We start from the raw sequence: 24,410 nt of genomic DNA, 5'->3' as shown, positions 1-24,410 counted from the left end.
CCGCCTCGATAAAGCCCGCCGGCACGTCGAGACAGAATCCGCGAGACCGCCATGGCCAGCTACAAGCTCCTGCTCCTCCCCGGCGACGGGATCGGCCCGGAGGTCGCGGGCGGCATGCAGGTCGTGCTGGACGCGCTGAAGGAGACCGGGCTCGCCACCTTCGAGACCGAGACCGACCTCGTGGGCGGCTGTGCGCTCGACGCTCACGGCCTTCCGATCTCGGACGAGACGATGGCGCGCGCCAAGGCCGCCGATGCGATCCTGCTCGGTGCGGTCGGCGGCCCGAAATGGGCAGGCGTTTCTTACGAGAACCGTCCCGAAGCCGGCCTTTTGCGCCTGCGCAAGGATCTCGACCTGTTCGCCAATCTGCGCCCGGCGATCTGCTACCCGGCATTGGCCGAGGCCTCCGCGCTGAAGCGCGAGCTGGTCGAGGGCCTGGACATCATGATCGTCCGCGAGCTGACCGGCGGCGTCTATTTCGGCGAGCCGAAAGAGATCACCACGTTGCCGGACGGCTCCAAGCGTGCCGTGGACACCCAGGTCTACACGACCGGTGAGATCGAGCGGATCGCCCGCGTCGCCTTCGACCTCGCGGGCAAGCGCTCGGGCCGGGTGGCCTCGGCCGAGAAGCACAACGTGATGAAGTCCGGCGTGCTCTGGAAGGAGGTCGTCACCAAGCTCCAGGCCGAGCATTATGCCGATATCCAGCTCGAGCACATTCTGGCCGACAATTGCGCCATGCAGCTCGTGCGCCGGCCGAAGCAGTTCGACGTCCTAGTGACCGACAACCTGTTCGGCGACGTGCTGTCCGATCTTGCCGCGATGCTTACCGGGTCGCTCGGCATGCTACCCTCGGCCTCGCTCGGCGCGGTCGATGACAGCGGCCTGCGCCGGGCGCTCTACGAGCCGTGCCACGGTTCGGCGCCGGACATCGCCGGCCAGGACAAGGCCAACCCAATCGCGATGATCGGCTCGTTGACCATGTGCCTGCGCTATTCCTTCGGCCTCGGCGACGCCGCCGACGCCCTGGACGGCGCCATCACCGACGCCCTCGCGGGCGGTGCGCGCACCGCCGACATCGCCGGCGAGGGCACGAACCCGATGGGAACGCGCGCCATGGCGGCTGCGGTGGCCGATGCCTTGCGAGCCCGCGTGGGCTGAAAGCGCACGGAGCCGATCCCCGTCTTTCCGAGCGCAGCAACCCAGTGTCGCGTCACGCTCGCAACGTCGTGCTGCCCTGGTTCGCTTCGCTCGTGATGACGGAGGGGGCTGCTTCGACCCGATGTCGGGTCAGATGGCAGCGGTTCTTCGGGGCGCCCATCCCCAACCGCGTGTTTCGACGCATGGCGGTTGGGGCCGACCTTCGCTAAGACCCGGCAATCGAGGAATGGGAGCGTCATGACGGTCGAAGACGGGGCATCCGAGCGCGCGAGCGCGGATTTCGGCTTCGAGCGCGTGGCGCTCGACGAGAAGCAGGAGCGCGTCGACAGCGTCTTCCACTCGGTGGCCCGCCGCTACGACATCATGAACGACCTGATGTCGGCAGGGCTGCACCGGGCCTGGAAGGCCCAGCTCGTCTCGATGCTGCGGCCGCCGCAGAATCGCGCCTTCGCCCATCTCGACGTGGCCGGCGGGACCGGAGACGTGGCGTTCCGGGTGCTCGCCGCGGGCGGCCCGCGCACCCGTGTGACGGTCCTCGACATCAACGAATCGATGCTGCGTGTCGGCGCCGAGCGGGCACGGGAGCGCAAGGTCGACGAGGCCGGCGACCGGATCGCCTTCGTGACCGGCAATGCAGAGACCCTGCCGCTGCCGGACGCGACTTTCGATGCGTACACGATCGCCTTCGGCATCCGGAACGTGCCGCGGATCGAGACCGCGCTCGCGGAGGCGCGGCGGGTCCTCAAGCCCGGCGGGCGGTTCCTGTGCCTGGAATTCTCCGCCGTCGACATCCCGCTCCTCGACCGGATCTACGACGCCTACTCGTTCAACGTGATCCCGCGGATCGGCGCCCGGGTCGCGGGCGATGCCGATTCGTATCGCTATCTCGTCGAGTCGATCCGGAAGTTCCCGACGCGCGGCGCCTTCGCCGGCATGATCGAGCGCGCCGGCTTCCGCCACGTCACCGACCGGGCGCTCACCGGCGGGATCGTGGCGATCCATTCGGGCTGGAAGGTCTCCTGATTTTGGTCCCCAAGCGCGCGCTCCCTCCCCCCTCTGCGTGGGAGGGTGGGCCCCGAAGGGGGTCGGGAGAGGGGAGCGAGGGTCCACGACAGAGCTGTGGCCTTCATGAAGCCCGCGGGCATTCCGGGACCCGGGCTCCCCTCTCCCGACCCTCGCTGATGCGAGGGCCACCCTCCCCCGCAGAGGGGGGAGGGAGAGTGCAACCATGATCAGCGCCGCCATCAACCTCTTCCGCGGCGCCCGGGTCGGCTTCGTGCTGGCCCGCGAGGGGGCGCTCGCCTTCGCCGATCCGACGGAGATGCCGTCGCACCTGCGGCTGGCCCTTCGGATCGGGCGCCTGCTCGAGAAGCCCGGGCGCAGCGATGGCGCGGTCGGGTTGTCGGCGGCGCTGACCCGGCTGGGCCCGTCTTACGTGAAATTCGGCCAGTTCCTGGCGACGCGGCCCGACATCGTCGGCATGCGCGCGGCCTTCGACCTTGAGAAACTGCAGGACCGGGTCCCGCCCTTCCCCCAGGAGATCGCCCTGCGTGTGGTCGAGGCAGCGCTCGGCAAGCCGGTCGACCAGCTGTTCGTATCGTTCAGCGAACCAATCGCGGCCGCCTCGATCGCCCAGGTCCACAAGGCGATCGTGCAGGATCCTGACGGCACCCAGCGCGCCCTCGCCGTGAAGGTCATGCGGCCCGGTGTGCGCGAGCGTTTCAATCGCGATCTTGAGGTCATGCGCTTCATGGCTCGGGTGGTCCACGCCCTGTCCCCACAGTCCGAGCGCCTGCGCCCGCGGGAGGTGGTCGAGATCCTGGCCCGCTCCGTGATGATGGAGATGGATTTCCGCCTGGAGGCGGCGGCGGCCTCGGAGCTAGCGCAGAACACGAAGGACGACGCCGATTTCCGCGTTCCCAAGCCCGAATGGGAGCTGACCGCCCGCGAGGTGCTCTCGGCGGAATGGATCGAGGGGACGCGCCTGCACAGCGCCGCCGACCTCGCCGCGAAGGGCCACGATCCGCAGGCGATCGGCCGGACCGTGATCCAGAGCTTCCTCCGGCAGGCGATCCGCGACGGGTTCTTTCACGCCGACATGCACCAGGGGAACCTGCTGGTCGATGCCGAGGGCCGGCTGGTGGCGGTGGATTTCGGGATCATGGGCCGGCTGGGGCACAACGAGCGCCGGTTCCTGGCCGAGATCCTGCTGGGCTTCATCCTGCGCGACTATCGCCGGGTCGCGAAAGTGCATTTCGAGGCCGGCTACGTGCCGTCCCACCATTCCGTCGAGGATTTCGCGCAGGCGATCCGGGCGATCGGGGAGCCGATCCACCAGCGCCGGGCCGACGAGATCTCGATGGCCAAGGTGCTGACGCTCCTGTTCGACATCACCGCCCTGTTCGACATGAGCACCCGCACCGAGCTGGTGATGCTTCAGAAGACCATGGTGGTGGTCGAGGGCGTCGCCCGCTCGCTGGATCCGCGCCTCGACATGTGGACCACGGCCGAGCCGGTGGTGCGCGCCTGGATCGCCCGCAACATGGGGCCGGTCGGGCGCGCCCAGAGCGGACTCGAGGCCCTGCGCGTGGTCTCGGATGTCGTGAGCGACATTCCCGATCTCGCGATGCGGCTGAAGCGCGTGCTGGTCCGCTTGGACGAGGCCGGCACGGGCGATGCCCACCGGCTGGAAGGGTTTGCCCGGGATGAGCGCCAGCGGGCGATCTGGTCGACCCTGGCGCTCTGGGGCATCGCGATCGGCGCGCTGGTGCTGGCGTTCCGGGGTCTCTGACGGAGCACCGTTCAGGCCGCGTCGGCCTGGGACGGCATCAGCCCGCGCAGGGCGCTCACCAGTTCACCGAGCCCTGTCGTGCCCTTGGCCAGGACCCGATCCGCTTGACCGGCCAAGCGGCGCCGGTCCTCCGCGGTGATGTCCTTGGCGGTGAGCACCACCACCGGCACGTCGCGCCATTCCGGGCGCTCCCGCAGCTGGCGCAGGAAGGTGAAGCCGTCCATCTCCGGCATCATCAGATCGAGGAGGATCAGCCCGGGCCGCTCCCCCGCCATCCGGTCCAGAGCGTGGACACCGTTCTCGGCTTCGCGAACGGGAAAGCCTTCGCGCTGAAGGTAGGCGCAGATATGTGCGCGGACATCGGCTTCGTCTTCCACCACAAGGATCGGGCCCTCGCCCCCGGCGGGCCGGAACCGGTCGACGATCTGGCGCAGGTTGCCCCAATCGATCGGCTTCTGGATGTAGTCTGTCGCGCCCAGCGAAAACGCGAAATTCTGCTCGTCGAGAATCGTCACCATCACGATGGGCGTCGACCCGATCTCCGGGTCGGCCCGCAGCGCCCGCAGGACGTCCCACCCGTCCATCTGCGGCATGGTCACGTCGAGGAGCACCGCCCGCGGACGCAGGGTGCGGGCGAGTTCGAGCCCGCGCCGCCCGTCCTCGGCGACCATCACCGTGAACCCTTCGCGCTCGAGGAATCGGGCGAGGAGGTCGCGCGTCGCCGCATCATCGTCGATCACCAGAATGGTGTTGCGATCAGCGACCACGCTGGCAACCTCGTTCGGGGCCGCCATCTGCGCATTCGGAGCCTGCAGCGGCAGGGTCAACGTGAAGGTGGTGCCCACGCCCTCGCGGCTCTCCACCGTGATCGCGCCGCCGAGCATCTCGGCGAAGGCCCGCGTGATGGCGAGGCCGAGACCGGTGCCGCCGAACCGGCGCGTGGTCGAGGCGTCGGCCTGGATGAAGCGCTCGAACAGCTTGCCCACCTGCTCGGCATTCATGCCGATGCCGGTGTCGGCGACGGCGAAACGCAGCGTATCCCCGGCACGCGCGACCGCCAGGGTGATACGGCCGTTCTCGGTGAATTTTGCGGCGTTGCTGAGCAGGTTGATGAGGCACTGGCGCAGCTTGGTGACGTCGGTATGGGCCTTGCCCAGGTCGTCGGCCAGATCGAGATCGAGGGTGTTGCCCTTCTTGCCGATCAGGCCATCCACGGTCGTGGCAACCTCTCGCACCACCGTGGCTACGTCGAACTCTTCCGCAAAGATCTCGACTCGGTCGGCCTCGATCTTCGAGATGTCGAGCACGTCGTTGATCAGGCCGAGGAGATGCCGCGCATTGGATTCGATCTTCTTCATGTCGGAGATCAGCCCGGCCTCGCCGAGATCTTCGAGCTCCTCCTGCACCATCTCGGAATAGCCGATCACGGCGGAGAGCGGCGTCCGCAGCTCGTGGCTCATATTGGCAAGGAACTGGCTTTTGGCCGTGTTGGCCGCCTCGGCGGCCGCGCGGGCCGCTTCGATCGCGGCTTCGGCCTCCTTGCGCTTGGTGATGTCGGTATGCGTGCCGACCCACTCGCGCAGGGTGCCGTCCGACTCCACGATCGGGACGGCGCGCACGCTCATGTGCCGGTAGCCACCAGAGGCTGTGCGGATCCTGTGTTCCGTCACATAGAGGTCGCGAGTCGCCACCGCCTCCGCCCAAGCGGCCCGGGTGTGCTCCCGATCCTCGGGATGGACGGCGTCGAGGAAGCCGAGGCCGGCATAGGCCGCTTCGTCCTGCCCGGTGAAGGTGATCCAGGCCGTTTGACGACGCTGAAGGCTTCCCTCCGGATTGGCTGTCCAGACGATCGCCGCGCTGGCCTCGATCAGGGAGCGGAAGCGCTCCTCGCTCCGGCGCAGCCGAGACTCCGCGAGGTAGCGGATGGTTTCGTCGACCACCACGAGGCCGACGCCTTCGACATCCTGGCTCTCCGGCCCGGCCGTGGCCTGTGCACCGCGCAGCGGGTAGAAGCTCATCGAGAACTGGCGCAGGCCGCCCGGCGCCGAAGGCGTCGGCACCGCGACCGGAACATCGGGCGAGACCAGCCCGTCCTTGAGCGCGGCGGCCAGCTTCGGTGCCAGCTCCTCACGCAGGGTCGGCAGCATCGCCCAGATCGGAGCACCGAGATCGGCGCCGAAACCGCGCTCGCTCATCGTGGCCAATGCCCGGTTCATGTGCCGGATCTGAAGGTCGCGGTCGAGGAAGCCGAGTCCCACGGGTGCGTTCGCCAGCACGCCGTCGAGGAGCCGCGACATGCGCAGCGATTCCTGGCGTCGCACCAGCGCGAGGCGCGCGAGCAAGCCGATCGCTCCGAGCGCGGCCGCGCCCGACAGCAAGAACAGGATCAGCCCGCGGCGCTTCGTACGGATCTGGAGGTCGGCGAGCGTTTCGGCCGCCACCGCCTGCCGGGCGGCTGCCTCCATGCGGATCGCGTCCATCTGGCGTTTGCCCTCGCCGGTCCGGACGAGGTCGGTGGCCGCGTCGAAACCCTGGTCGCGCCGTGCCGCGATCACCCGCGCGGCGAAGTCCCGCTTCTGGGCGATCAGGCCCGCCAGCGACGGGCCCCCGGCCCGAACCGGCTCCTGCGCGGCTGCGCCGAGGGAGGCCAGCTCCGCCTCGATTTTGGGAAGAGCCGCCGTGTAGGGCGTCAGGTACTCGTCGCTGCCGACCAGCACGTATCCACGTTCGGAGGTCTCAAGGTCCTTCACCTCGGAGATCAGGCGTTCGACATCGGCGATGACGGCGTTGGTCCGCGCCGTTGCTGTCCGGTCGGCCTCCCCGGCCAGGTAGTTCGCCGTCCCGGCCGCGATGGCGACCAAGAGGAGGATGAAGGCCGCGGGCGAGCCGAGGAGCGCGCCCAGCGGTCCGGCGCCGCGCCAGTTGCGCCGCCGCAGGCGGAAGATCGAACCGACTCTCGGACGCGCGCTCATGTCTCGACCAGTCCCGTGCTCGCGCCGGATGCTTCAGAATCGGGCTTGCCGTGCGGCAGGGCGAGGTATTCCCGCGAGCGCATCTCGATCAGGCGGGAGACGGTCCGGTCGAACTCGAAGGCCTCCCGACCGGCCTCGGCGGTGTAGAGATCCTGCGCCTCGGCCGCCGCCGAGGCCACGAGCTTCACGTGCCGGTCGTAGAGCGTGTCGATGAGCGTGATGAAGCGCTTGGCCTCGTTGCGCTCCGCCTCGGCCATCACCGGGATCCCGTCGAGGATGATTGTGTGAAAGGCGCGGGCCAGCGCCATGTAGTCGGACGCGCCCAGGGGCTGGCGGCAGAGGTCGTCGAAGCCGAAGCGCGCCACGCCGCCCGCCGCCTCGGGGATCGCGACGTCCCGCCCATGGACCGCCACGGTCGCCGGCTGGCCCTTCGCCTTGCCGGTCAGGCCCTTGAAGGCGGCGTCGAGGGCCGCGCGGGCCTCGGGACCGGCCGGCACGTGGTACACGGCCGCCCCGCCGAGCTTTTCCAGGCGGAAATCGGTGCGCGAATCGAGGCGTAGCACATCCACGCGCTCCTTCAGCGTTGCGATGAAGGGCAGGAACAGCGCCCGGTTGAGGCCGCCCTCGTAAAGCCGGTCCGGCTCGACGTTGGAGGTCGCCACCACCGTCACACCGCGCCGGAACAGGTGACCGAACAGCCGGCCCAGCATCATCGCGTCGGCGATGTCGGTGACCGTGAACTCGTCGAAGCACAGGAGCGTGGCCTCGTCGGCGAGCTGATCGGCCACCGGCCCGATCGGATCGTCGCCCTTGGCGGTTCCGGCTTTCACGGCCTGGCGATGGGCATGGATCCGCTCGTGCGCGTCGGCCATGAAGCCGTGGAAATGGACCCGCCGCTTCGGCTCCGGTGCCGCTTCATGGAACAGATCCATCAGCATGGTCTTGCCGCGCCCGACCGAGCCCCAGATGTAGAGCCCGCGGGGTATCTCGGCCTCGTCCTTTCGGCGGAACAGCCAGCCGAGCGCGCTCGACTTGCTGGCGCGTTTGCGGCGCTGGAGGTCCTGGACAAGCCGGTCGAGGGCGCGGACGAGCCGGGCCTGCGCTGGATCCCGCTCGATGGCACCCGTGGTAACGAGGGCCTCGTAGCGCTCGTGTACCGGCCCGGGTGAAACGGCTCCGGCGCGCGCCTCCGGCGATGGCGTGATATGCAGGCCGGATCTGTCGTTCACGCCGCTGGTCCCTTGCAGCCCGCCGCTCCGCCGATCACGCGCGCCATGTCCGCGTCGACGGCGACAGACCGGGCCTCCCCTGTGCCGGGGAAGTTCAACCTGAATCAAGCCCACGATGCGCGTCCGGAGAGCGCAAGCGCTGGGATTGCCAGCCTTTCGCGAGTCAGCGCATGGCAGCCGCGCGAGCAGGCATTCCGGCAGTCTGCCGCATTGCACAATGAAACCCCGAATGCGACATCAGCCGCGGTTCTCGGGAGGGACGTCCGGATTTCTGCGCGTAAGCGCTTAGACCGGAGGCCCATCATGGCCACGTTAGCGCGTGACGAACCGGTCCGCACCGTCCGGCGCCTATGGCCGGCGGACCGTAATGCGGTTCTCGACTACTTCCTCCGCCTGGATCCCGAGACCCGGGCCAGCCGCTTCATGGGCAATGTCAGCGAGGCCGGCGTCCGCGCCTACGCCGAGCAAGCCGTCAAGGCCGACGGCATGATCTACGCCGCTTTCGTGGACGGCGTGCTTCGCGGGCTCGGCGAGCTCCGGCCGATGGGGCCGTGCCCCTCCCGCTTCGTGCTGGGCCCCCGGGCGGAAGCGGCATTCGCCGTCGAACTGGCGTTCCGCCGCCGCGGCCTCGGCGCCGATCTGTTCGCGCGGATCGCCCGCGCGGCGCGCCACCGCGGCGTCGTCGACCTGCACGTGCGCTGCCTGTCCGGAAACGGTCCGATGCTGCGGCTCGCGGCGAAGCACGGAGCGGCGCTCCAGTATGCCGGCAGCGAGATCGACGGGGCCCTCCATCTCGAGCGACCGACGCCGTTCTCGCTCTGGTACGAAGGCATCGGCGAGGCGTTCGACTTCAGCCTGGCGGTCAGCTTTCCGAACCGGACCGGCGCGACAACCTGAGGCGCCGGCTCGCGCTTCGACCGCGCAGCGCCTATCCGACGGTGTCGCCCACCAGCGCGAAGGTCAGGAGATCGACGGAGGCGGCCCCGCCGCGCAGGAGCGCGCGGGCTGCGGCATTGCCGGTCGCGCCGGTCGTCGTGACGTCATCGACCAGCAGCACCCGGCGCCCGCGGATCCGATGGGCTTCGGCGGGCGGTACCCGGAATGCGCCGCTCAGGTTCTCGGCCCGTGCCACCCGGCTCAGTCCGACCTGGGAGCGTGTCGCTCGGACACGTTCGAGGGCCGCCGGGACAAAGGGACGTTCCGCATCGACCGCGATCGCCTGGGCCAGCAGGGCCGCTTGGTTGAAGCGGCGGCGCCAGAGGCGGGCCCGATGGAGCGGTACCGGCACGAAGCATTCGACTTCGGCGATCAGGCCTCGACCACTGGCCGACATCATCCGGGCCATCACCTTCGCGAGGTCGAGACGATCCTCGTATTTCAGGCGATGCACGAGGCGCCGCGCGACCGAATCGTAGAGGGCAACCGCCCGGCACCGGCCGAAGACCGGCGGCTCGGCGATGGCGCGGGGCGAGAGCAGCGGCCCGATTCCCAGATCCACCGCGAACGGCGTCCCGTAGCGCTGGCAGACCGGTTCCTCGATCAGGCGCAGGCCCGACCAGCAACTCGAGCAAAGGGCCCCGGGATCGGCCGTCGCTGCGCCGCACCCTGAGCATGCGGGCGGGTAGATCAACGACAAAGCCCCGCGCGGAATCCCGCGCAGGGCTGTGGCAACCGTCCAGATCGCCGACATCACACGTCCGGATCGATCAGCTTGGTGTCACTGAGCCGAGACGGGCCGTGCCTGCGGGGCCATCTGCTGCTGGTCCTGGCGGGCCTGGGCATTGGCACGGTGGCGGCCGAGGGCGCAGCCGGCGGCGGCGCCGACCAAGCCGTGATGGCCGGCGTAATGGCCGGCGATGCCGCCGACGATCGCGCCCTTGATGCAGCCCTTCGCCTCTGCACCGCCCGCGGCGGTGAGGGCGGCGAGGGCCACGGCGGCTCCGATGAGCGTGCGCTTCATGAGGGTTGCTCCCAGTCAATCTCGGCCATATGGCCAGCTGCAGCAGGAACGGCAGGGCCCCTCAGTCGTTCCGCCATGCGGCCGCGGTTCACGAATCTGTGCTGTACCGGCGGCATCATGCGTCCCGGGTGCTGGCGCGAGGCTGTCGTGAGCGCCATGTGCGCCGGATGGATCTGCCCGCCACCCTGTTCGACACTCTCATCGCCCGGCAGCGGCTCACCCGCGCCGTCCGAAGCGGCTATGCCGGCTTCCTCCTCGACCGCCTGACCGAGGATCTGGACGACCGCCTCGGCGCAGTGTTGCGCAGCTTTGCGACCGTGCTGGACCTCGCCACCCCGATCCCGGCCGCCGGACCTATCCTCGCGCGCCGGTATCCGCAGGCGCAGCATGTCCGGCTTGCGCCGCTGCCAGAGCCGCGCGGCAACCGGATCGTCGGCGATCCGGAGCTGCTGCCGCTCGCACCCGACAGTTTCGACCTCGCGGTCTCGCTTCTCGCCCTCCACGGTGTGAACGATCTTCCCGGGACCCTGATCCAGCTTCGCCGGGCCCTGCGGCCGGACGGCCTGTTCGTCGGATGCCTCCTGGGCGGCGCCACACTCACGGAGCTGCGCCAGAGCTTCGGGCAGGCAGAGAGCGAGGTCGAGGGCGGGATCAGCCCCCGGGTCGCCCCGTTCGCGGCCGTGCGCGAGGCGGGTGCTCTGCTGCAGCGGGCGGGTTTCGCGCTTCCGGTCGCCGATACCGACACCCTGACGGTGCGCTACGCCGATCCGTTCAGCCTGATGCGGGACCTGCGCGCCATGGGTATGACCAACGTCCTCACCGAGCGGCGGCGGACTCCGCTGCGCCGGGCGACGCTCTTGCGGGCTGCGGAGATCTATGCGGCGCGCTTCGCGGACCCGGACGGGCGCGTGCGGGCAACCTTCGAGGTGCTGTGGCTTTCGGGCTGGGTGCCGCATGCCAGCCAGCAGAAGCCACTGCGGCCGGGCAGCGCCAAGTCACGCCTCGCCGACGCTCTCGGAACGATCGAGATGAAACCGGAGGCACCAGAAGCGCCATGAAGACACCCGGACCCGACCATCCGATCACCGTCACCCCGGAGCCGCGCCGCGTCCGCGTCATCGTGGCCGGCACGGTCGTGGCGGACACGCGCGACGCCCTGCGGCTGGAGGAAGCGCGATATCCCCCGGTCTTCTACGTTCCGCGCCGCGATACGCTCGCAGACGCCTTCGTGCCGTCGGCGCGCACCAGCCACTGCCCGTACAAGGGCGACGCTGGCTACTTCGATCTCTCGGTCGCCGGGACTCGGCGTCCCGATGCGGTGTGGAGTTACGAGGCGCCCTACCCGGCTGTCGAGGCGATCCGCGAGCACGTGGCGTTCTATCCGGATCGGGTCGACGCCATCGAGGTCGTTGACTGATCGACCCGCCGGTCGGAGCGACTAGATGCGGTCCAAGCTCCAGAAGCCGTGTTTGCGGCCGTGGTCGCGTTTCAGCTTCGCGCGGTAGCCTGCAGGGTCCGGCTCGATCACATCGGCCTCAAGCCTCTCCGCCAAGCCGTCGAGTTCCGCAAGATAACGCGCGGCGTGCGGGTAGGCCGGGCTGCGGCCGTAATCGAGGATCCCGTCGATCAGGCGTCGATACAGGATCGTGGCGGCCAGGGGATGGTCCTGGGCCAGCACGTCGGCAGCCGGAGCCAGGATATTGTACTGCAAGGCTCCGTTCCACACCGTCGGATGATCCGTCACCAGACGGGCGGCGCGTCGTAAATCCGGCCACGTGGTCAGGAACGCGAGGGCCCGGTGCGGATCCGGAAAAGCGCCGGCGTGGTCCAGCGCCCGGTGCAGCGCCTCCTCGTCCTCGAAATCGGGCAGCTTGGCGAGGAAGCTGCGCAGCATGGGGGCGTCGAGCTCCTGTTCGAAGCGGCCCCACCGCAGATTTTGCGCCTCCGCAATCCGGCCGAGTGCGTCGAGGATCTCGATCTCGACCACCAGCCGCTCGCGCTCTGGAACGCGCGGGTCGAAGTTTGCGATCAGGTCTGCCCGTGTGGTCGTGCGGCGTGCGTTGGGCTCCTGCTTGCGCCGGATCCAATCGAGCGCTTCCTGCGCGCGGCCCACGCCGAGCAGACGTTTGGCGATCTCGGTCCGGTTCTCGGACCCGGGTGCGATCTGGCTCTCGAGCGCCACGTAGGCCTCGGAATCACCGCGGCGGTCGGCGATGGCCTGACGCAGGCGCAGGATCTCCGTCTTGTTGTCCAGCTGGTATGCGGCTGCGCGCTTCTGCCCTTGGCCGGTTTCGGGACGCGCGACCGCTTCGGCGAGTCGCCCATCGATCTCCGCGAGGGAGTCCACCGGCAGGACCGACACGGTCTCGCCCAGGAGGGCGCCGAGCGGCCCGAACGGATCGTCGGTGAACGGGCGCACGAGGCCCAGTGCGACACGCGACGCGGCTTCGGGCGGCAACGCGCCCGCGATCTCGACGTAGGCCGCGGAGGCGCGCTCGAAGATGCCCTGAATCGCACCGTTGCCGTCGTCCACCCGGTCGAGCACGAGGTCGGCGGCTTCGAGGAACCGGCGGAGCCGGTCGAGGGCGGCGCCGGGATCGAGGGGCCGGAGCTCGTTCACGATCACCGTGACGACGGCGCTGAGGTCGGCCGCGAAGGCCCGGCGCTTCTGCCAATCGATGTAGCTCCGCGCGCCTTCGAGCGCCGTCAGCCGCCGGTCGACGATCGCGGCAACGGCCTCCGGCCCCTGGAGCGAAGCGAGCGCCGCACTGACCAGCTTCTTGAAGCCGGGATTGCGCGCCGTCTCGCCCAGGATGAGGCCGATCAGGCGGTCGAGGCCAAGCGCCGCTAGGCTCTCGGGCGATGGCGTGGTGCGCCGCGTGCCCTTCGGCAGGGGCGTCTTCGAAGGCACCGTGGAAGGCACCGGGGAAGACACCTTGGAAGGCGCCTTGGGGGGCGCCTCCGGCTTCACCGCTCGCGTTCGCGCCACGACCACTCCTGTGGATGCGCACGTATCCGCATGGCCGCCGCGCGGTTCTACTCGACGACCTTGGCGCGCGGCCGGTCGCTGCCCTGGGCGGTCTCGTCGTGCCAGCCGCCGGCCTGATCCTGATAGCGGATCCCCTCGGTCGAACCCGGCACCTGCTGCTCGGCCGCCGCGGCCTGGGCCGCCTGAAGCGCCTCCTCCCGGCTCGGGAAGGTCTCGGAGAATACGTCGCCGACCTTGTAGGCGAAGCCACCGTCGTGCTCGACGATGCGATAGGTAACCTCAGACATCACGCCTCCTGTACGCGCCCATGATCGTTGAGCGCGAACCCGCCGGACGCGCCACGGTTCCAGCGCGTGCCCGGCACCGGCCTCCGATCCGCCGGAAAGTCGCGCTAGGGCGGTGCGATCCCGGTTGGCCCAAGATGACGATGCAGTTCCGAACGATCCTTGCCCTCACACTTTTCCTGGCCGCGCGGCCGGCCAGCGCCGAGGAGGGGTTCTTCGACACGCTGTTCGGCGGCTCCTCGCGGGGGGCACCGCCCAACCCCTTTGCGTCGAACTACCCGTCGGCCCCGCCGACGGCGGACGAGGTCCGGGCCGAGCGCCACAGGCGGGCCGGACGCGGTGAGCGCGGGACTCAGGCCGCGCCGCTGCCCCCGGGCCGCGTCCCCGAGGAATGAACTTCAGAGCGCTCTCCGCCGAAGTGGACGTCGGTTCGGCGCGAGAGAGCCCATCGAAACAAAGGCTTAGAGCTGCGCACGATTGCAACGCGATCGGGCACGGCCCTAGCCGTCGCCCATGACGCCAGCGGCGTCCTGCGCCTGGAGCACGTCCGGGCGCGGCATCGAGATGATGTTGTAGCCGGCATCCACGAAGTGGACCTCGCCGGTCACGCCGCCGGAAAGCGGCGACAGCAGGTAGAGGGCCGAGCCGCCGACATCCTCCATGCTGACCGTACGCCGCAGCGGGGCGTGGGCGCGCTGATGGTTGAACATCAATCGGGCATCGGCGATCCCGGCGCCGGCCAGGGTGCGCATCGGACCGGCCGACAGAGCGTTCACGCGGATTCCATCGGGCCCGAGGTCGCTGGCCAGATAGCGGACCGAAGCTTCGAGGGCCGCCTTGGCGACCCCCATTACGTTGTAGTTCGGCATGACGCGCGTCGAGCCACCGTAGGTGAGCGTCAGCAGGGACCCGCCCTGCTTCATCCGCCGGGCGGCGCGCTGGGCGATTTCCGTGAAGGAGAAGCACGAGATCGTCAGGGTGCGCGCGAAATTCTCGCGCGTGGTAACGTCGACGTAGCGGCCCTTGAGCTGCGCCTTGTCGGAGAAGCCGATGGCGTGGACCACGAAGTCGAGTTCGCCGCCGAACCGTGCGTCGAGCGCCTCGAACGTGGCGTCGACCGAGGCGAGATCCTCGACGTCGCAGGGCAGGACGACATCGGAATTGAGCTGTGCGGCGAGCGGGGTCACGCGACGACCCAAGGCCTCGCCCTGATACGTGAAGGCGAGCCGGGCTCCCTCGACGTGCAAAGCCTTGGCAATACCCCAGGCGATCGAGTGATCGTTGGCGACGCCCATGATCAGGCCGCGCTTGCCCGCCATCAATCCTGTCATGCCGACACATGTCCCGAACGAGCGCACCGACCCCCGATCCGAGGGCGGGCCGCGATGCGCTCGACCGAACCGCGGCAGGGTGCCTTACCGCGCCTCGCCCCATGCTCCAAACGCGCCAACGCTGTACAACCGACAAAAAAGCCCCGCCTGTCGGCGGGGCGTTTACGAACCTGCGCGCAGAGTCAGAAGTAGCCTTCGGTCTCGGCACTCGCCTCGTCGATGAGCGCCTGCTTCGCGTAGATCGCCGCACATCCGGCGATCATCAAACCGCTCAGCGCTCCGAGGATGAACGTCCCCATGGCCACCACCAATCCTTGACCCGAGGTAAACGGCGTCCAGGCGCGGGAGGTTCCGGTAGACGCGGTCAGGCGTCGACGTGCTTCAACACCAGGGTCGCGTTCGTCCCGCCGAACCCGAAGGAGTTTGTCAGGACATGGCTGAGCTTGGCGTTGTCCCGGCGCGCCCGCAGGATCGGCATGTCGGCGAAGGCGGGGTCGAGCTCGTCGATATGCGCGCTTTCGCAGATGAAGCCGTTGTTCATCATCAGCAGGCTGTAGATCGCCTCCTGCACGCCGGTGGCACCCAGCGAGTGACCGGTGAGGGACTTGGTGGCGGCGATCGGCGGACAGGAATCGCCGCGACCGAACACCTCGCGGATCGCCTCGATCTCCTTGTCGTCGCCCACCGGCGTCGAGGTGGCGTGGGGATTGATGTAATCGATCCGCGCGCCCTTGAGCCCCTCGATCGCCTGACGCATGCAGCGCACCGCGCCCTCGCCGGAGGGCGCCACCATGTCGTGCCCGTCCGAGGTCGCGCCGTAGCCGGCGATCTCCCCGTAGATGCGTGCGCCGCGCGCCTTGGCGTGCTCCAGCTCCTCCAGCACGAGGACGCCAGCGCCCCCGGCGATGACGAAACCGTCGCGGTTGGCGTCATAGGCGCGGGAGGCCCGGGACGGCGTATCGTTGAACTTCGACGACATGGCGCCCATCGCGTCGAACAGCACCGAGAGCGTCCAGTCGAGATCCTCGCAGCCGCCCGCGAAGATGATATCCTGCCGCCCGCCCTGGATGATCTCGGCGGCGTTTCCGATGCAGTGGTTCGACGTGGCACAAGCCGAGGAGATCGAATAGTTCACGCCGCGGATCTTGAACCACGTGGCGAGTGTCGCCGAGGCGGTCGACGACATCGCCTTCGGCACCGCGAACGGGCCGATCCGCTTCGGGCCCTTGTCGCGGGCGATGGCGGCGGCTTCGACGATCACCCGGGTCGACGGACCGCCCGAGCCCATGATGATGCCGGTGCGCTCGTTCGAGACATCGCCCGATTCCAGCCCCGCATCGGCGATCGCCTGATCCATGGCGACGTGGTTCCAGGCGGTGCCGCCGCCGTGGAAGCGCATGGCGCGCCGGTCCACCACACCCTCCGGATCGAGGGTCGGCGCGCCGGAGACCTGGCTGCGGAAGCCGTGCTCGACGTAGCTGGCATCACGCGCGATGCCAGAGCGGGCTTCGCGCAGGGAGGCCAGCACCTCCTGCGTGTTGTTGCCGATGGACGAGACGATGCCCATCCCGGTGATGACGACGCGGCGCATGATGGTGACGATACCTCCGTCGCGGCGTCGCTCGCGCGCGCCACGTCCCGGTCAGCTAAGATGACGCGGCGACAATCTCAACTGCTGAAGCCGCCGGACGTTGCGGTCGAGCTGCAAACGGCGCCGCCGGAGCGGATTATTCAGCTCTGGAACAGGCCGACGCGCATGTCCTGGACTTGGTAGACCCGCTCGCCATCCGCCTCAAGCCAGCCATCACCGATCCCGAGCACGAGCTTTCCCTGCCGGACGCGCTTGACGTCGACGTTGTAGACGACCCGCTTCATCGACGGCAGCACCTGGCCCGCGAGCTTCACCTCGCCCACGCCCAGCGCCCGCCCGCGGCCCGGCGAACCCAGCCATCCGAGATGGAAACCCAGCATCTGCCACAGCGCGTCGAGACCCAGGCAGCCCGGCATCACGGGGTCGCCCTGGAAATGGCAGGGGAAGAACCAGAGGTCGGGACGGATGTCGAGCTCCGCAGTCACATGGCCCTTGCCATGGGCGCCCCCGCCGGTACCGATCGACGTGATCCGGTCGAACATCAGCATCGGTGGCAGGGGCAGCTGCGCGTTCCCGGACCCGAAGAGCTCGCCTCGCCCGCAGGCCAGAAGGTCCTCGTAGGAGTAGTGCGACCGGCGGCTCGCGTTCGGCCCGGAGTTGTCGGCGTCTGGCGGCATTGCGTTGGCTATGTCCTCGGATTCCGGATGCGGCGTGCTTGCGCTTGGCGATGGCCGCCCCTCATGTGGCGCGCGGGGTAGCACGGGGCGTTGCACCTTCAAAGCCGCCGGCCGGGGGGCCGCGTCGGTGCGGTGCGGCAACGCTCGGGTTGCGACCACATGACCAGTTCCATATACTGGCTGGAATCTTCCGAGGCCCCCCGTCGAGCGTTCAGTCCAGCAATGTCCGAACCGGTGCCCTTCCAGGCCGTCTTCAACGGGCGAGTCCCCCTCCCCCAGCTGGAGGCCAACGGCATGCCGCGCCGCGGCTGCCCGCTCTCCGATCTGCGCGATCGTCTGCGCCGGGCGGGTCTGCGGCCCACGCGGCAGCGCCTGTCCCTGGGCTGGCTTCTGTTCGGCCGCGGCGACCGTCACCTGACGGCGGAGATGCTGTACGACGAAGCCATGCGCGCCAAGGTGCCGGTCTCGCTGGCGACGGTCTACAACACCCTGCACCAGTTCACCGAGGCCGGGCTCCTGCGCCAACTCGCGCTCGACGGGTCGAAGGCCTATTTCGACACCAATCCGAGCGAGCACCACCATTTCTACCTGGAGGATGAGAGCCAGGTGATCGACATGCCCGATTGCGGGATCACGGTGGACTCGTTGCCCGAGGCTCCCGAGGGCATGGAGATCGCCGGCGTCGAGGTGATTGTCCGCCTGCGTCGCACCCGGCCGAACGGACGCCGCCAGGGCTGAGCTGGCGGATTAACAACCACCATCTATGAAGGGGCCCGGCATATCGTCCGGGCCTTTTACGTTTGTCCGCCTGCTAGAGCGCTCTGCGCCGAAGTGGACACCGGTTCGGCGGAAGAGAGCGCGCATAAACAAAGGCTTAGAGTGGGGCTCGATTGCAACGCGATCGGGCACCGCTCTAGTCCACGACTTCGTTCGGATAGACGCCCCACAAACGATTCTGGCGGATGTAGCCGTCCACGTCCCGCTTGTTGGGGAGCGCCACGATCAGTCGGCACCACGAGCCGGTGCAGCTCTTCACACTGCCGATCACACCCGTCTGGAGCTTGGCCTCGTCGTCGGCACCGTCATCGGCCTTGGCGCGCAGCGACACGGCGGCCTTCTCGACGCCCTTGTCGGGGCCGGCATTGACGATGGCGGTGCGCCGCCCGGACAGCAGCGAGTGCAGGACCCAACCCTCGGTTCCCTCCGAATCGCGGATCCGGCGCCAGGTCTCGAACTCGCCGACGATCTCGACGGGGAGCCCGGCCCGCTGGAATACCCACAGCGTCCGGTGGTCCTTGGAGGGCCCCTCACGCAGGTTGACGCGATCGGTCTTGAGGCTCGCGTAGCGCGGCAGCGGCAGCTTGGTCACAGGACCGATCCCGGTCTCGATCGGTGCCGCGGGCGCCGCCGCCGCTTCGATCGCGGAGCCGCCCGCCAACAGCGCCGCGACGGCGAGGCTGAGGCGTAACACGCGCATGGTCGTCTCCCTGTCCGGACGGGCCCGATGGTGGTGAATGGGCCTGTCGAAAGCGTGGCTCTTTCGGCGTGCGGACCGTGCCCGCATCCGATTGTGTTCCGGCCCACCTCTGGTAGAGAGTCCCATGGGCCGGGACAGGCTCCGGAACCGGCGCCGCGCGACCGATCCTGTCTGGCCGAATTCGGTTAACGGACGCTTGCGCGGGGCGATCCCGCCGGGCGCCGCGACCACGGCCGCAGAGCTGACGGGGAGAGAGACGTGTCGAAGCGCAAGCCGCTGGTGGTCGTGACGCGGCGGCTGCCGGATGCCGTCGAGACGCGGATGCGCGAGCTGTTCGACGTCCGCCTCAGTACCGACGATGCGCCGATGGTGGCCGACACGATGGCGGCAGCCCTGCGCGAGGCCGATGTCCTCGTCCCCACCGTCACCGACGAGATCGACGCGGGGCTGATCGCCCAGGCCGGGCCGAACCTGCGGCTCATCGCCAATTTCGGCAACGGCGTCGATCACATCGACGTCGCGGCGGCGCTGGAGCGCGGCATCACGGTCACCAACACGCCCGGCGTGCTGACCGAGGACACCGCCGACATGACGATGGCGCTGATCCTCGCCGTGTCCCGCCGGGTCGCCGAGGGCGCGCGGATCATCCCGGATGACGAGTGGACCACCGGCTGGTCGCCGACCTGGATGCTCGGACGGCGCATCACCGGTAAGCGGCTCGGCATCGTCGGCATGGGCCGCATCGGGCAGGCGCTCGCCAAGCGCGCCCGGGCGTTCGGCTTGCAGGTCCACTACCACAACCGCCGCCGGGTGCCGGCCGCCATCGAAGGCGCGCTCGACGCGACCTACTGGGAGTCCCTCGACCAGATGCTGGCGCGGGTCGATATCGTGTCGGTCAACTGCCCGCATACGCCGGCCACCTACCATCTGCTCTCGGCGCGGCGGCTCAAGCTGCTCAAGCCCGAGGCCGTCGTGGTCAACACCGCCCGCGGCGAGGTGATCGACGAGAACGCGTTGGCGCGGCTGATCGAGGGCGGCGAAATCTCGGCCGCCGGCCTCGACGTGTTCGAGCAGGAGCCGGCCGTGAGCCCGCGGCTCGTGAAGCTCGCCCGCCAGGGCAAGGTCGTCCTGCTGCCCCATATGGGCTCGGCGACCTACGAGAGCCGCATCGACATGGGCGAGAAGGTCATCATCAACATCAAGACCTTCATGGATGGCCACCGGCCGCCGGACCGGATCCTCCCCAGCATGCTCTGACGAGGCCTCGGTCGATCGTTACAGGACGTCGCCGGTCACCGCCGGACGCTTCATCGCCTGGACGCCTTGGAACAGGCGTTCACTGGTGAGTTTCAGGAAGTAGAAGCCGAATTCCGGGTTCTGGTAGTAGAGCTGCTTCACGTCGGAATAGGTTACACACAGCGCGTGTCCGGCCTCGATGCAGACCAGCGAGGCCGTGCGGGCATTGCCCGGCGACAGGAGACCGAGCTCGCCGACGATCCCGCCGGCCCGGACCTCGATGTCGACCTCCGGAATCCGAAAGACGCCGCTCTCGACGTAGTACATCTCGTCGGCGGAATCGCCCTTGCGGAAGACCACCTCGCCGATGCCGAACGGGCGCCGTGAGCCGAACGGACGCAGCCATTCGAGCGAAAGATCGCCGCCGACCGCTGTCTCGACATCGCGGACGAGCCGGAGCATCTGCCAGAGCCGGTAGGCGTTGAACGGCATCTGGATCAGCTCGGTCAACACCACCGGCATGCTGCCGATCATGCTGCCGTAGGTGATCACCACGCAGCTCGCGCAGAGCGAGATGATCCGCAGCGGGATCATCGTGCTCATGGCGGTGGCCGAGATCGTCAATACCGTGCCGAGGTAGCCGATCGCCTCGATCCAATCCATGGTCGTCCCCCTGAAACACAAGAGGGGGATGCCCATCCCGCTCGATCTGGGCAAGCGGCTCGGACGGCTGCCCGGTCTGCGCGGCTCAGGCCGTGCCCGAGCGGATACGCGTCGCGACGGCTACGGCGGCGCGCGCGCCCTCGGCGAAGGCGCCCCCCACCGTGCCCCATTGCTCCCGGGACAGCGCCTCGCCGGCAAACCACACCGTGCCGCCGACGGGTTCATGCAGACGCTGTCGGGCCGGTGCATGGCCCGGCGGGACGACAGCCCAGGAGCCCCGCGACCAAGGATCGTGGCGCCACGTGCTCACCGCCGGGATACTCAGGTCGCGCACGCGGTGATGACCGAACAGATCGGCCAGCACCGCCCGGACATGCCGGCGCACGCCGTCCACCCCCGATCCTGCGGCATCGAGTGCCGCGGCCTCGCGCAGGTCGAGTTCGTAATAGTGGAACGGCGTGCCGTCGATGCGCGTCAGCAGGCCCGGCGGCGTGCGGCGCCGGCCATGGATCGCGGCCAGACGGTCGCGACCGCGAAACGGGCTCGACGGCCAGTGCAGCACCGCGTGCTCGTAGATGCCGGTGGTGAAACCGTCGATCGCGGCACGGACCGCGTTGGGCAGCGGCGGCGTGAAGGCCGGCCCGTCGCGCAGCACCATCATCGGGATGGTCACGATCAGCGCCCGCGCCCTGTAGCTGGTGCCGTCCGCGGTCCCGAGCCTGACCCGACCGCCCGACCAATCGATCCGTGTCACGGCCTGCGCCAGCGCCACCGGCAGCCCGTCGGCGAGGCGGGCCAGATAGTTGCCGTAGCCATCGGCCAGGAAGAAGTTGTCGCTGTACTCCATGCTGGGAAAGTCGTTGAGCGAGACCTGCTCGAGCGGCCGGCCGGAGACGAGGCCGTGAACCTGCGCCACCCGGGACCCCCAGGGACCGAGACCCGGCGGGAGCGCGCGCGCGGCGGGCCGGTCGTCCCCGGGCTGCGCGGCGCCCCCGGTCATGGCCCGGTCGGCCCGCGCGAAAGCCCGGGCGTTGGCCCGGACCTCATCCGCACGCCCGGGCCGGCGTCCGACCCAGACATGGCTTTCCTGGGGTGCCCGGCGCAGCCGCTCGCCCCTTGCGCGGCCCAGGGCCACCAGGGGATTGATCGGTCCGGCATGCAGCCAGTGAGCGCCGAGATCGAGGGCATGGCCGCGCAGGGCCACCGTGAGGGCCCGGCCACCGACCCGGTCGCGGGCTTCGAGCACGGCTACGGATACGCCCCGGGCCTGCAGCGTCCGGGCCGCGCCGATGCCCGCTGCGCCCGCGCCGATGATCAGCACCTCCGGCGCCTCCGGAAGCGGCGTGAGCCGGGGCCGGTAGGCGGGCTGCATCGGCGGATCGGCGACGCGGGGGCCGGCTGATCGTGGGACCGGGGTCTCTCGTGTTGCGTCCTGCACGCGCACTCCTTCGTTCCCTCGTCGGCCCTGCGGCACGGGCAGCCTTGCGCCGCCGGCCGCGCCGCTCCACAACGCGCCGGCGCCGCGACCTGCGGCGACCGGAACACACCCGATGCTCGTCGAGTCCGCCGCGGCGGCTGTGCGCCAGACCTTCTCGCCTCCCCTGCGGGCGATCCTCTGGAAATCCCTCGGTCTGACTCTCGGACTCCTGATCCTGGTCTGGCTCGGCCTGACCCGGTTGGTTCAGGCGTTCCAGGCCAGCCATCACATCTCGTCCCAGTACCCGATCCTCGACACCCTCGCCTACTACTTCGCCGGCTTCGGCCTGTTCGTCGCACTGGCTTACCTGATGCCGGCGATCTCGATCCTGGTGGCGGGTTTCTTCCTCGACGACGCGGCCGAGATCGTCGAGCGAACGGATTTTCCGGGTGACCCGCCGGGGCGTGCCATGCCGCTCGGCACCGCGATGCTGTACGCCGTCCGCTTCGCCGGGGTGACGCTGCTCGTCAATCTCGCGGCGCTCGTGATCTTCTTCGTCCCCGTGATCGGGATCGTGGCCTTCTTTGCCGCCAATGCCTATCTGCTGGCCCGGGAATATTTCGAGATGGCAGCGGCCCGGTTCCGGCCGTTGCCGGAGGCTGCCGCCATGCGCCGCGCCTTCTCGGTGCGGACCCTCGGCGCCGGTTGTCTGCTGTCGGCGATGATGGTCGTGCCGATCGTCAACCTGCTGACGCCGCTGTTCGGCATCGCCCTGATGGTCCACTTGCACAAGCGCCTCAGCCGAAATCTGCGCCTCGCTGCACCCGGCACGCCGGAGCGGGTGATGCGGCCATAGCCCGCTCTGGCCGCGACGGGGTTTGCCCGCTACTTTCACCGGAGCCGGGCGGGGCCGGGGCGGAGAGCCGATCGATGAAGGCGCACGACGCGGCGCAGGACGTTCCCCCGCCCCCCGGCATCGTGCCGTTCCTCCTTGTCGGCCTCGTGGTGATCGGGCTGGTGGGCTGGGGCGGCTATGGCCATTGGCGGCGGGACTCTGAGGCGAGCGCGACGCTGGAGCGGATCAAGGCCCTCGTGCCGCAGGTTCGCCTCGTCACGGTCGAGCGCGCCGAGGGACCGCTCGATCTCGTGCTCCCGGGCGAGATGCAGGCTTTCACGACAGCGGCGATCGCAGCCCGGGCCACCGGCTATATCGCTGAGCGCCGTGTCGACATCGGCTCGCGCGTGAAGGCCGGCGACCTGTTGCTGCGGATCGCGGCGCCGGATCTCGATCAGCAACGCGCCCAGGCCGAGGCGCAGGTCGGCCAGCTGAAGGCACAGCTTCTCCAGGCGCAGGCGCAGGTCGAGCAGGCCCGCGCCAACGTGAATCTCGCCAACCTCACCAACAACCGGACCTCGACGCTCGCCGTGCAGGGCTGGGCCTCCCGCCAGAACGCCGACACCTCGCAGGCCGGCGTCCTGTCGCAGGCCGCGACCCTCGCAGCCGCCGAGGCCGGGGTGAAGGTGGCGACCGCCAACATCAAGTCGCAGGAGGCCGTGGTCGACCGGCTGAAAGCGCTAACGGCATTCGAAAACGTCGTGGCGCCCTTCGACGGGGTCGTCACGATCCGCAACGTCGATGTCGGTGACCTCGTCCGCGCCGATAACGGCGGCACATCGCTGCTGAGCATCGATCAGGACAGCACCCTGCGCATCACCGTGAACGTGCCCCAGAACGACGCAGTCGGCGTCAAGCCCGGAGTCGGGGCGGTGATCACGGTGCCGCAGCTTCCCGGCCGGACCTTCGACGGCTTCGTGGAGCGCAGCTCGGTCGCCCTGAACGCCGCCTCGCGGACGCTGACCACGCAGGTCGACGTGCCCAATCCCGACCGGCAGCTGCGGGCCGGCTTCTACGCCCACGTGACCCTGAAGATCCCGCGCTCGGAACCGGCAGTCTCGGTGCCCGCGGAGGCGACGGTGTTCAATACGAACGGCCTCCAGGTCGCGCAGGTCGGCGATGATGACCGGGTGACATGGCGGACGGTCAAGATCCGGCGGGATCTCGGGCGCACCCTCGAGCTCGAATCGGGTTTGGCGGCGGACAGCCGCATCATCTTCAGCCCGCCGCCGGAGCTTCGCGACGGTCAGGCGATCGAGCGCCTGACGACACCGCCGGAGCCGACGCCGATGCGGTCGGCTCAGCGCTGAGCAGTTCGGCCGGTCTCAGTTCACCCGGACGACGAGCTTCATCTTCGGGTGGATTCCGCACAAAACCTGGAACGAGCCGCGTTCGGTGAAGGTGATCGGCACGCGGCTGCCCGGTTCCTGATCGCCAGAATCGAAATTGAACGTCTCCGACTCGACGAAGACATGGTGCAGCAGGTCGCTATCGTCGTTGACGAAGGTCACCACTTCGCCCCGGGCAACCGCGAGATTGTCGGGATGGAACATCCGGCCCTTCTGGGAGACCAGGATGCCCGATGCCTGAAGCTGCTCCGTGACGAGCAATCCGCCGGCTGCACCGAGAACCAGGGCCAGCACCACGGAGACCGAAGTCGGGCGCCGGAGGCTTAATGCGATCCGTACGACGGAAGCGGACATGTGATCCCTCGGCTTTCGAGGAACAGCTTCGCAC

Annotated in this window: 24 protein-coding genes; 11 read left to right on the top strand and 13 right to left on the bottom strand. The window is 69.2% G+C overall.

Annotated features, from left to right (window positions below; all coding sequences use genetic code 11):
* The first annotated feature begins 51 nt into the window (after positions 1–51).
* From leuB to ubiB, 3 genes are all read left to right on the top strand, one after another.
* On the top strand, positions 52–1,161 hold the full coding sequence (gene leuB, locus OXS49_RS02925) for a 3-isopropylmalate dehydrogenase (RefSeq protein WP_267421663.1): 1,110 nt from the start codon (positions 52–54) through the stop codon (positions 1,159–1,161).
* A 237-nt stretch (positions 1,162–1,398) separates the two neighbouring features.
* Positions 1,399–2,184: a bifunctional demethylmenaquinone methyltransferase/2-methoxy-6-polyprenyl-1,4-benzoquinol methylase UbiE gene (gene ubiE / locus OXS49_RS02920; protein WP_244006681.1), complete on the top strand. Its 786-nt coding sequence runs from the start codon at positions 1,399–1,401 to the stop codon at positions 2,182–2,184.
* Positions 2,185–2,389: 205 nt separating this feature from the next.
* On the top strand, positions 2,390–3,952 hold the full coding sequence (gene ubiB / locus OXS49_RS02915) for a 2-polyprenylphenol 6-hydroxylase (protein WP_267421661.1): 1,563 nt from the start codon (positions 2,390–2,392) through the stop codon (positions 3,950–3,952).
* An 11-nt stretch (positions 3,953–3,963) separates the two neighbouring features.
* On the opposite strand, the gene OXS49_RS02910 is transcribed toward ubiB, so the two are convergent.
* Entirely contained in the window at positions 3,964–6,924 is a 2,961-nt protein-coding gene (locus OXS49_RS02910) for a response regulator (RefSeq protein ID WP_267421658.1), read from the bottom strand.
* Positions 6,921–8,153, bottom strand: a complete 1,233-nt coding sequence (gene zapE, locus OXS49_RS02905) for a cell division protein ZapE (protein WP_267421656.1) — start codon at positions 8,151–8,153, stop codon at positions 6,921–6,923. Before zapE ends, OXS49_RS02910 begins: the two co-directional genes overlap by 4 nt.
* A 303-nt stretch (positions 8,154–8,456) precedes the next feature.
* Here zapE and OXS49_RS02900 point away from each other — a divergent pair, with 303 nt between their 5' ends.
* On the top strand, positions 8,457–9,050 hold the full coding sequence (locus OXS49_RS02900) for a GNAT family N-acetyltransferase (protein WP_267421654.1): 594 nt from the start codon (positions 8,457–8,459) through the stop codon (positions 9,048–9,050).
* A gap of 31 nt (positions 9,051–9,081) precedes the next feature.
* Here the strand turns inward: OXS49_RS02900 and OXS49_RS02895 are convergent, their stop codons facing one another.
* Both OXS49_RS02895 and OXS49_RS02890 read right to left on the bottom strand, forming a co-directional pair.
* Positions 9,082–9,843 (bottom strand): ComF family protein, encoded by a 762-nt coding sequence (locus tag OXS49_RS02895; RefSeq protein WP_267421652.1) that lies wholly within the window; start codon positions 9,841–9,843, stop codon positions 9,082–9,084.
* 27 nt (positions 9,844–9,870) lie between these two features.
* The gene (locus OXS49_RS02890; RefSeq protein ID WP_244006674.1) at positions 9,871–10,113 is read right to left on the bottom strand and encodes a hypothetical protein; all 243 of its coding nucleotides are present in this window, start codon (positions 10,111–10,113) and stop codon (positions 9,871–9,873) included.
* Positions 10,114–10,280: 167 nt separating this feature from the next.
* Between OXS49_RS02890 and OXS49_RS02885 the strand changes: the two genes are divergently transcribed.
* Together OXS49_RS02885 and OXS49_RS02880 are read left to right on the top strand one after the other, a co-directional pair.
* On the top strand, positions 10,281–11,171 hold the full coding sequence (locus tag OXS49_RS02885; RefSeq protein ID WP_267421649.1) for a methyltransferase domain-containing protein: 891 nt from the start codon (positions 10,281–10,283) through the stop codon (positions 11,169–11,171).
* Positions 11,168–11,530 (top strand): DUF427 domain-containing protein, encoded by a 363-nt coding sequence (locus tag OXS49_RS02880; protein ID WP_267421648.1) that lies wholly within the window; start codon positions 11,168–11,170, stop codon positions 11,528–11,530. The genes OXS49_RS02885 and OXS49_RS02880 overlap by 4 nt, the downstream gene beginning before the upstream one ends.
* A 21-nt stretch (positions 11,531–11,551) precedes the next feature.
* Here OXS49_RS02880 and OXS49_RS02875 read toward each other — a convergent pair whose 3' ends face one another.
* Both OXS49_RS02875 and OXS49_RS02870 read right to left on the bottom strand, forming a co-directional pair.
* Complete coding sequence (locus tag OXS49_RS02875; protein WP_346016923.1) at positions 11,552–13,102, bottom strand: DUF6880 family protein; 1,551 nt, start codon at positions 13,100–13,102, stop codon at positions 11,552–11,554.
* Positions 13,103–13,149: 47 nt separating this feature from the next.
* Complete coding sequence (locus tag OXS49_RS02870) at positions 13,150–13,389, bottom strand: hypothetical protein (protein ID WP_243996681.1); 240 nt, start codon at positions 13,387–13,389, stop codon at positions 13,150–13,152.
* A gap of 134 nt (positions 13,390–13,523) precedes the next feature.
* On the opposite strand from OXS49_RS02870, the gene OXS49_RS02865 reads away from it, so the two are divergent.
* Positions 13,524–13,781 (top strand): hypothetical protein, encoded by a 258-nt coding sequence (locus tag OXS49_RS02865; RefSeq protein WP_267421641.1) that lies wholly within the window; start codon positions 13,524–13,526, stop codon positions 13,779–13,781.
* A 105-nt stretch (positions 13,782–13,886) separates the two neighbouring features.
* On the opposite strand, the gene fabI is transcribed toward OXS49_RS02865, so the two are convergent.
* From fabI to fabA, 3 genes are all read right to left on the bottom strand, one after another.
* A complete protein-coding gene (gene fabI, locus OXS49_RS02860; protein WP_267421639.1) occupies positions 13,887–14,717 on the bottom strand; it encodes an enoyl-ACP reductase FabI in 831 nt (276 codons plus the stop codon).
* Between the two features lie 364 nt (positions 14,718–15,081).
* Positions 15,082–16,308 carry a beta-ketoacyl-ACP synthase I gene (gene fabB / locus OXS49_RS02855; RefSeq protein ID WP_267421637.1) on the bottom strand — a complete coding sequence of 409 codons (1,227 nt, stop codon included), beginning with the start codon at positions 16,306–16,308 and terminating at the stop codon, positions 15,082–15,084.
* Positions 16,309–16,448: 140 nt separating this feature from the next.
* A complete protein-coding gene (gene fabA / locus OXS49_RS02850; RefSeq protein ID WP_267421635.1) occupies positions 16,449–16,985 on the bottom strand; it encodes a 3-hydroxyacyl-[acyl-carrier-protein] dehydratase FabA in 537 nt (178 codons plus the stop codon).
* A gap of 222 nt (positions 16,986–17,207) precedes the next feature.
* Here fabA and irr point away from each other — a divergent pair, with 222 nt between their 5' ends.
* Entirely contained in the window at positions 17,208–17,723 is a 516-nt protein-coding gene (gene irr / locus OXS49_RS02845) for a Fur family transcriptional regulator Irr (protein ID WP_276081378.1), read from the top strand.
* Positions 17,724–17,898: 175 nt separating this feature from the next.
* Here irr and OXS49_RS02840 read toward each other — a convergent pair whose 3' ends face one another.
* Positions 17,899–18,462 carry an SH3 domain-containing protein gene (locus OXS49_RS02840; protein WP_267421633.1) on the bottom strand — a complete coding sequence of 188 codons (564 nt, stop codon included), beginning with the start codon at positions 18,460–18,462 and terminating at the stop codon, positions 17,899–17,901.
* A gap of 258 nt (positions 18,463–18,720) precedes the next feature.
* Here OXS49_RS02840 and OXS49_RS02835 point away from each other — a divergent pair, with 258 nt between their 5' ends.
* Positions 18,721–19,719, top strand: a complete 999-nt coding sequence (locus OXS49_RS02835; protein ID WP_244003192.1) for a D-glycerate dehydrogenase — start codon at positions 18,721–18,723, stop codon at positions 19,717–19,719.
* Between the two features lie 18 nt (positions 19,720–19,737).
* Here the strand turns inward: OXS49_RS02835 and OXS49_RS02830 are convergent, their stop codons facing one another.
* The gene (locus tag OXS49_RS02830; RefSeq protein WP_267421631.1) at positions 19,738–20,397 is read right to left on the bottom strand and encodes a cyclic nucleotide-binding domain-containing protein; all 660 of its coding nucleotides are present in this window, start codon (positions 20,395–20,397) and stop codon (positions 19,738–19,740) included.
* 49 nt (positions 20,398–20,446) lie between these two features.
* Positions 20,447–21,733 (bottom strand): NAD(P)/FAD-dependent oxidoreductase, encoded by a 1,287-nt coding sequence (locus tag OXS49_RS02825; protein WP_267421628.1) that lies wholly within the window; start codon positions 21,731–21,733, stop codon positions 20,447–20,449.
* A gap of 178 nt (positions 21,734–21,911) precedes the next feature.
* Here OXS49_RS02825 and OXS49_RS02820 point away from each other — a divergent pair, with 178 nt between their 5' ends.
* Both OXS49_RS02820 and OXS49_RS02815 read left to right on the top strand, forming a co-directional pair.
* Entirely contained in the window at positions 21,912–22,634 is a 723-nt protein-coding gene (locus OXS49_RS02820; RefSeq protein ID WP_267421626.1) for a sulfate transporter family protein, read from the top strand.
* 74 nt (positions 22,635–22,708) lie between these two features.
* Positions 22,709–23,983, top strand: coding sequence for an efflux RND transporter periplasmic adaptor subunit (locus tag OXS49_RS02815; protein ID WP_267421623.1), 1,275 nt, complete (start codon positions 22,709–22,711; stop codon positions 23,981–23,983).
* A 15-nt stretch (positions 23,984–23,998) separates the two neighbouring features.
* Here the strand turns inward: OXS49_RS02815 and OXS49_RS02810 are convergent, their stop codons facing one another.
* Positions 23,999–24,376 (bottom strand): plastocyanin, encoded by a 378-nt coding sequence (locus OXS49_RS02810; protein WP_244003180.1) that lies wholly within the window; start codon positions 24,374–24,376, stop codon positions 23,999–24,001.
* Positions 24,377–24,410: the final 34 nt, after the last annotated feature.

It is taken from the genome of Methylobacterium sp. GC_Met_2 (assembly GCF_026540795.1).
Classification (GTDB): domain Bacteria; phylum Pseudomonadota; class Alphaproteobacteria; order Rhizobiales; family Beijerinckiaceae; genus Methylobacterium.
This window is presented reverse-complemented; position numbering and strand designations above follow the sequence as displayed.

Excerpts from the sequence above, each read along its gene's own strand:
- leuB (WP_267421663.1), top strand. The coding sequence starts at position 52 with ATGGCCAGCTACAAGCTCCTGCTCCTCCCCGGCGACGGGATCGGCCCG.
- ubiE (WP_244006681.1), top strand. The coding sequence starts at position 1,399 with ATGACGGTCGAAGACGGGGCATCCGAGCGCGCGAGCGCGGATTTCGGC.
- ubiB (WP_267421661.1), top strand. The coding sequence starts at position 2,390 with ATGATCAGCGCCGCCATCAACCTCTTCCGCGGCGCCCGGGTCGGCTTC.
- OXS49_RS02910 (WP_267421658.1), bottom strand. The coding sequence starts at position 6,924 with ATGAGCGCGCGTCCGAGAGTCGGTTCGATCTTCCGCCTGCGGCGGCGC.
- OXS49_RS02900 (WP_267421654.1), top strand. The coding sequence starts at position 8,457 with ATGGCCACGTTAGCGCGTGACGAACCGGTCCGCACCGTCCGGCGCCTA.
- OXS49_RS02895 (WP_267421652.1), bottom strand. The coding sequence starts at position 9,843 with ATGTCGGCGATCTGGACGGTTGCCACAGCCCTGCGCGGGATTCCGCGC.
- OXS49_RS02890 (WP_244006674.1), bottom strand. The coding sequence starts at position 10,113 with ATGAAGCGCACGCTCATCGGAGCCGCCGTGGCCCTCGCCGCCCTCACC.
- OXS49_RS02885 (WP_267421649.1), top strand. The coding sequence starts at position 10,281 with ATGGATCTGCCCGCCACCCTGTTCGACACTCTCATCGCCCGGCAGCGG.
- OXS49_RS02880 (WP_267421648.1), top strand. The coding sequence starts at position 11,168 with ATGAAGACACCCGGACCCGACCATCCGATCACCGTCACCCCGGAGCCG.
- OXS49_RS02870 (WP_243996681.1), bottom strand. The coding sequence starts at position 13,389 with ATGTCTGAGGTTACCTATCGCATCGTCGAGCACGACGGTGGCTTCGCC.
- OXS49_RS02865 (WP_267421641.1), top strand. The coding sequence starts at position 13,524 with ATGACGATGCAGTTCCGAACGATCCTTGCCCTCACACTTTTCCTGGCC.
- fabI (WP_267421639.1), bottom strand. The coding sequence starts at position 14,717 with ATGACAGGATTGATGGCGGGCAAGCGCGGCCTGATCATGGGCGTCGCC.
- fabB (WP_267421637.1), bottom strand. The coding sequence starts at position 16,308 with ATGCGCCGCGTCGTCATCACCGGGATGGGCATCGTCTCGTCCATCGGC.
- fabA (WP_267421635.1), bottom strand. The coding sequence starts at position 16,985 with ATGCCGCCAGACGCCGACAACTCCGGGCCGAACGCGAGCCGCCGGTCG.
- irr (WP_276081378.1), top strand. The coding sequence starts at position 17,208 with ATGTCCGAACCGGTGCCCTTCCAGGCCGTCTTCAACGGGCGAGTCCCC.
- OXS49_RS02840 (WP_267421633.1), bottom strand. The coding sequence starts at position 18,462 with ATGCGCGTGTTACGCCTCAGCCTCGCCGTCGCGGCGCTGTTGGCGGGC.
- OXS49_RS02830 (WP_267421631.1), bottom strand. The coding sequence starts at position 20,397 with ATGGGCATCCCCCTCTTGTGTTTCAGGGGGACGACCATGGATTGGATC.
- OXS49_RS02825 (WP_267421628.1), bottom strand. The coding sequence starts at position 21,733 with ATGCAGCCCGCCTACCGGCCCCGGCTCACGCCGCTTCCGGAGGCGCCG.
- OXS49_RS02820 (WP_267421626.1), top strand. The coding sequence starts at position 21,912 with ATGCTCGTCGAGTCCGCCGCGGCGGCTGTGCGCCAGACCTTCTCGCCT.
- OXS49_RS02815 (WP_267421623.1), top strand. The coding sequence starts at position 22,709 with ATGAAGGCGCACGACGCGGCGCAGGACGTTCCCCCGCCCCCCGGCATC.
- OXS49_RS02810 (WP_244003180.1), bottom strand. The coding sequence starts at position 24,376 with ATGTCCGCTTCCGTCGTACGGATCGCATTAAGCCTCCGGCGCCCGACT.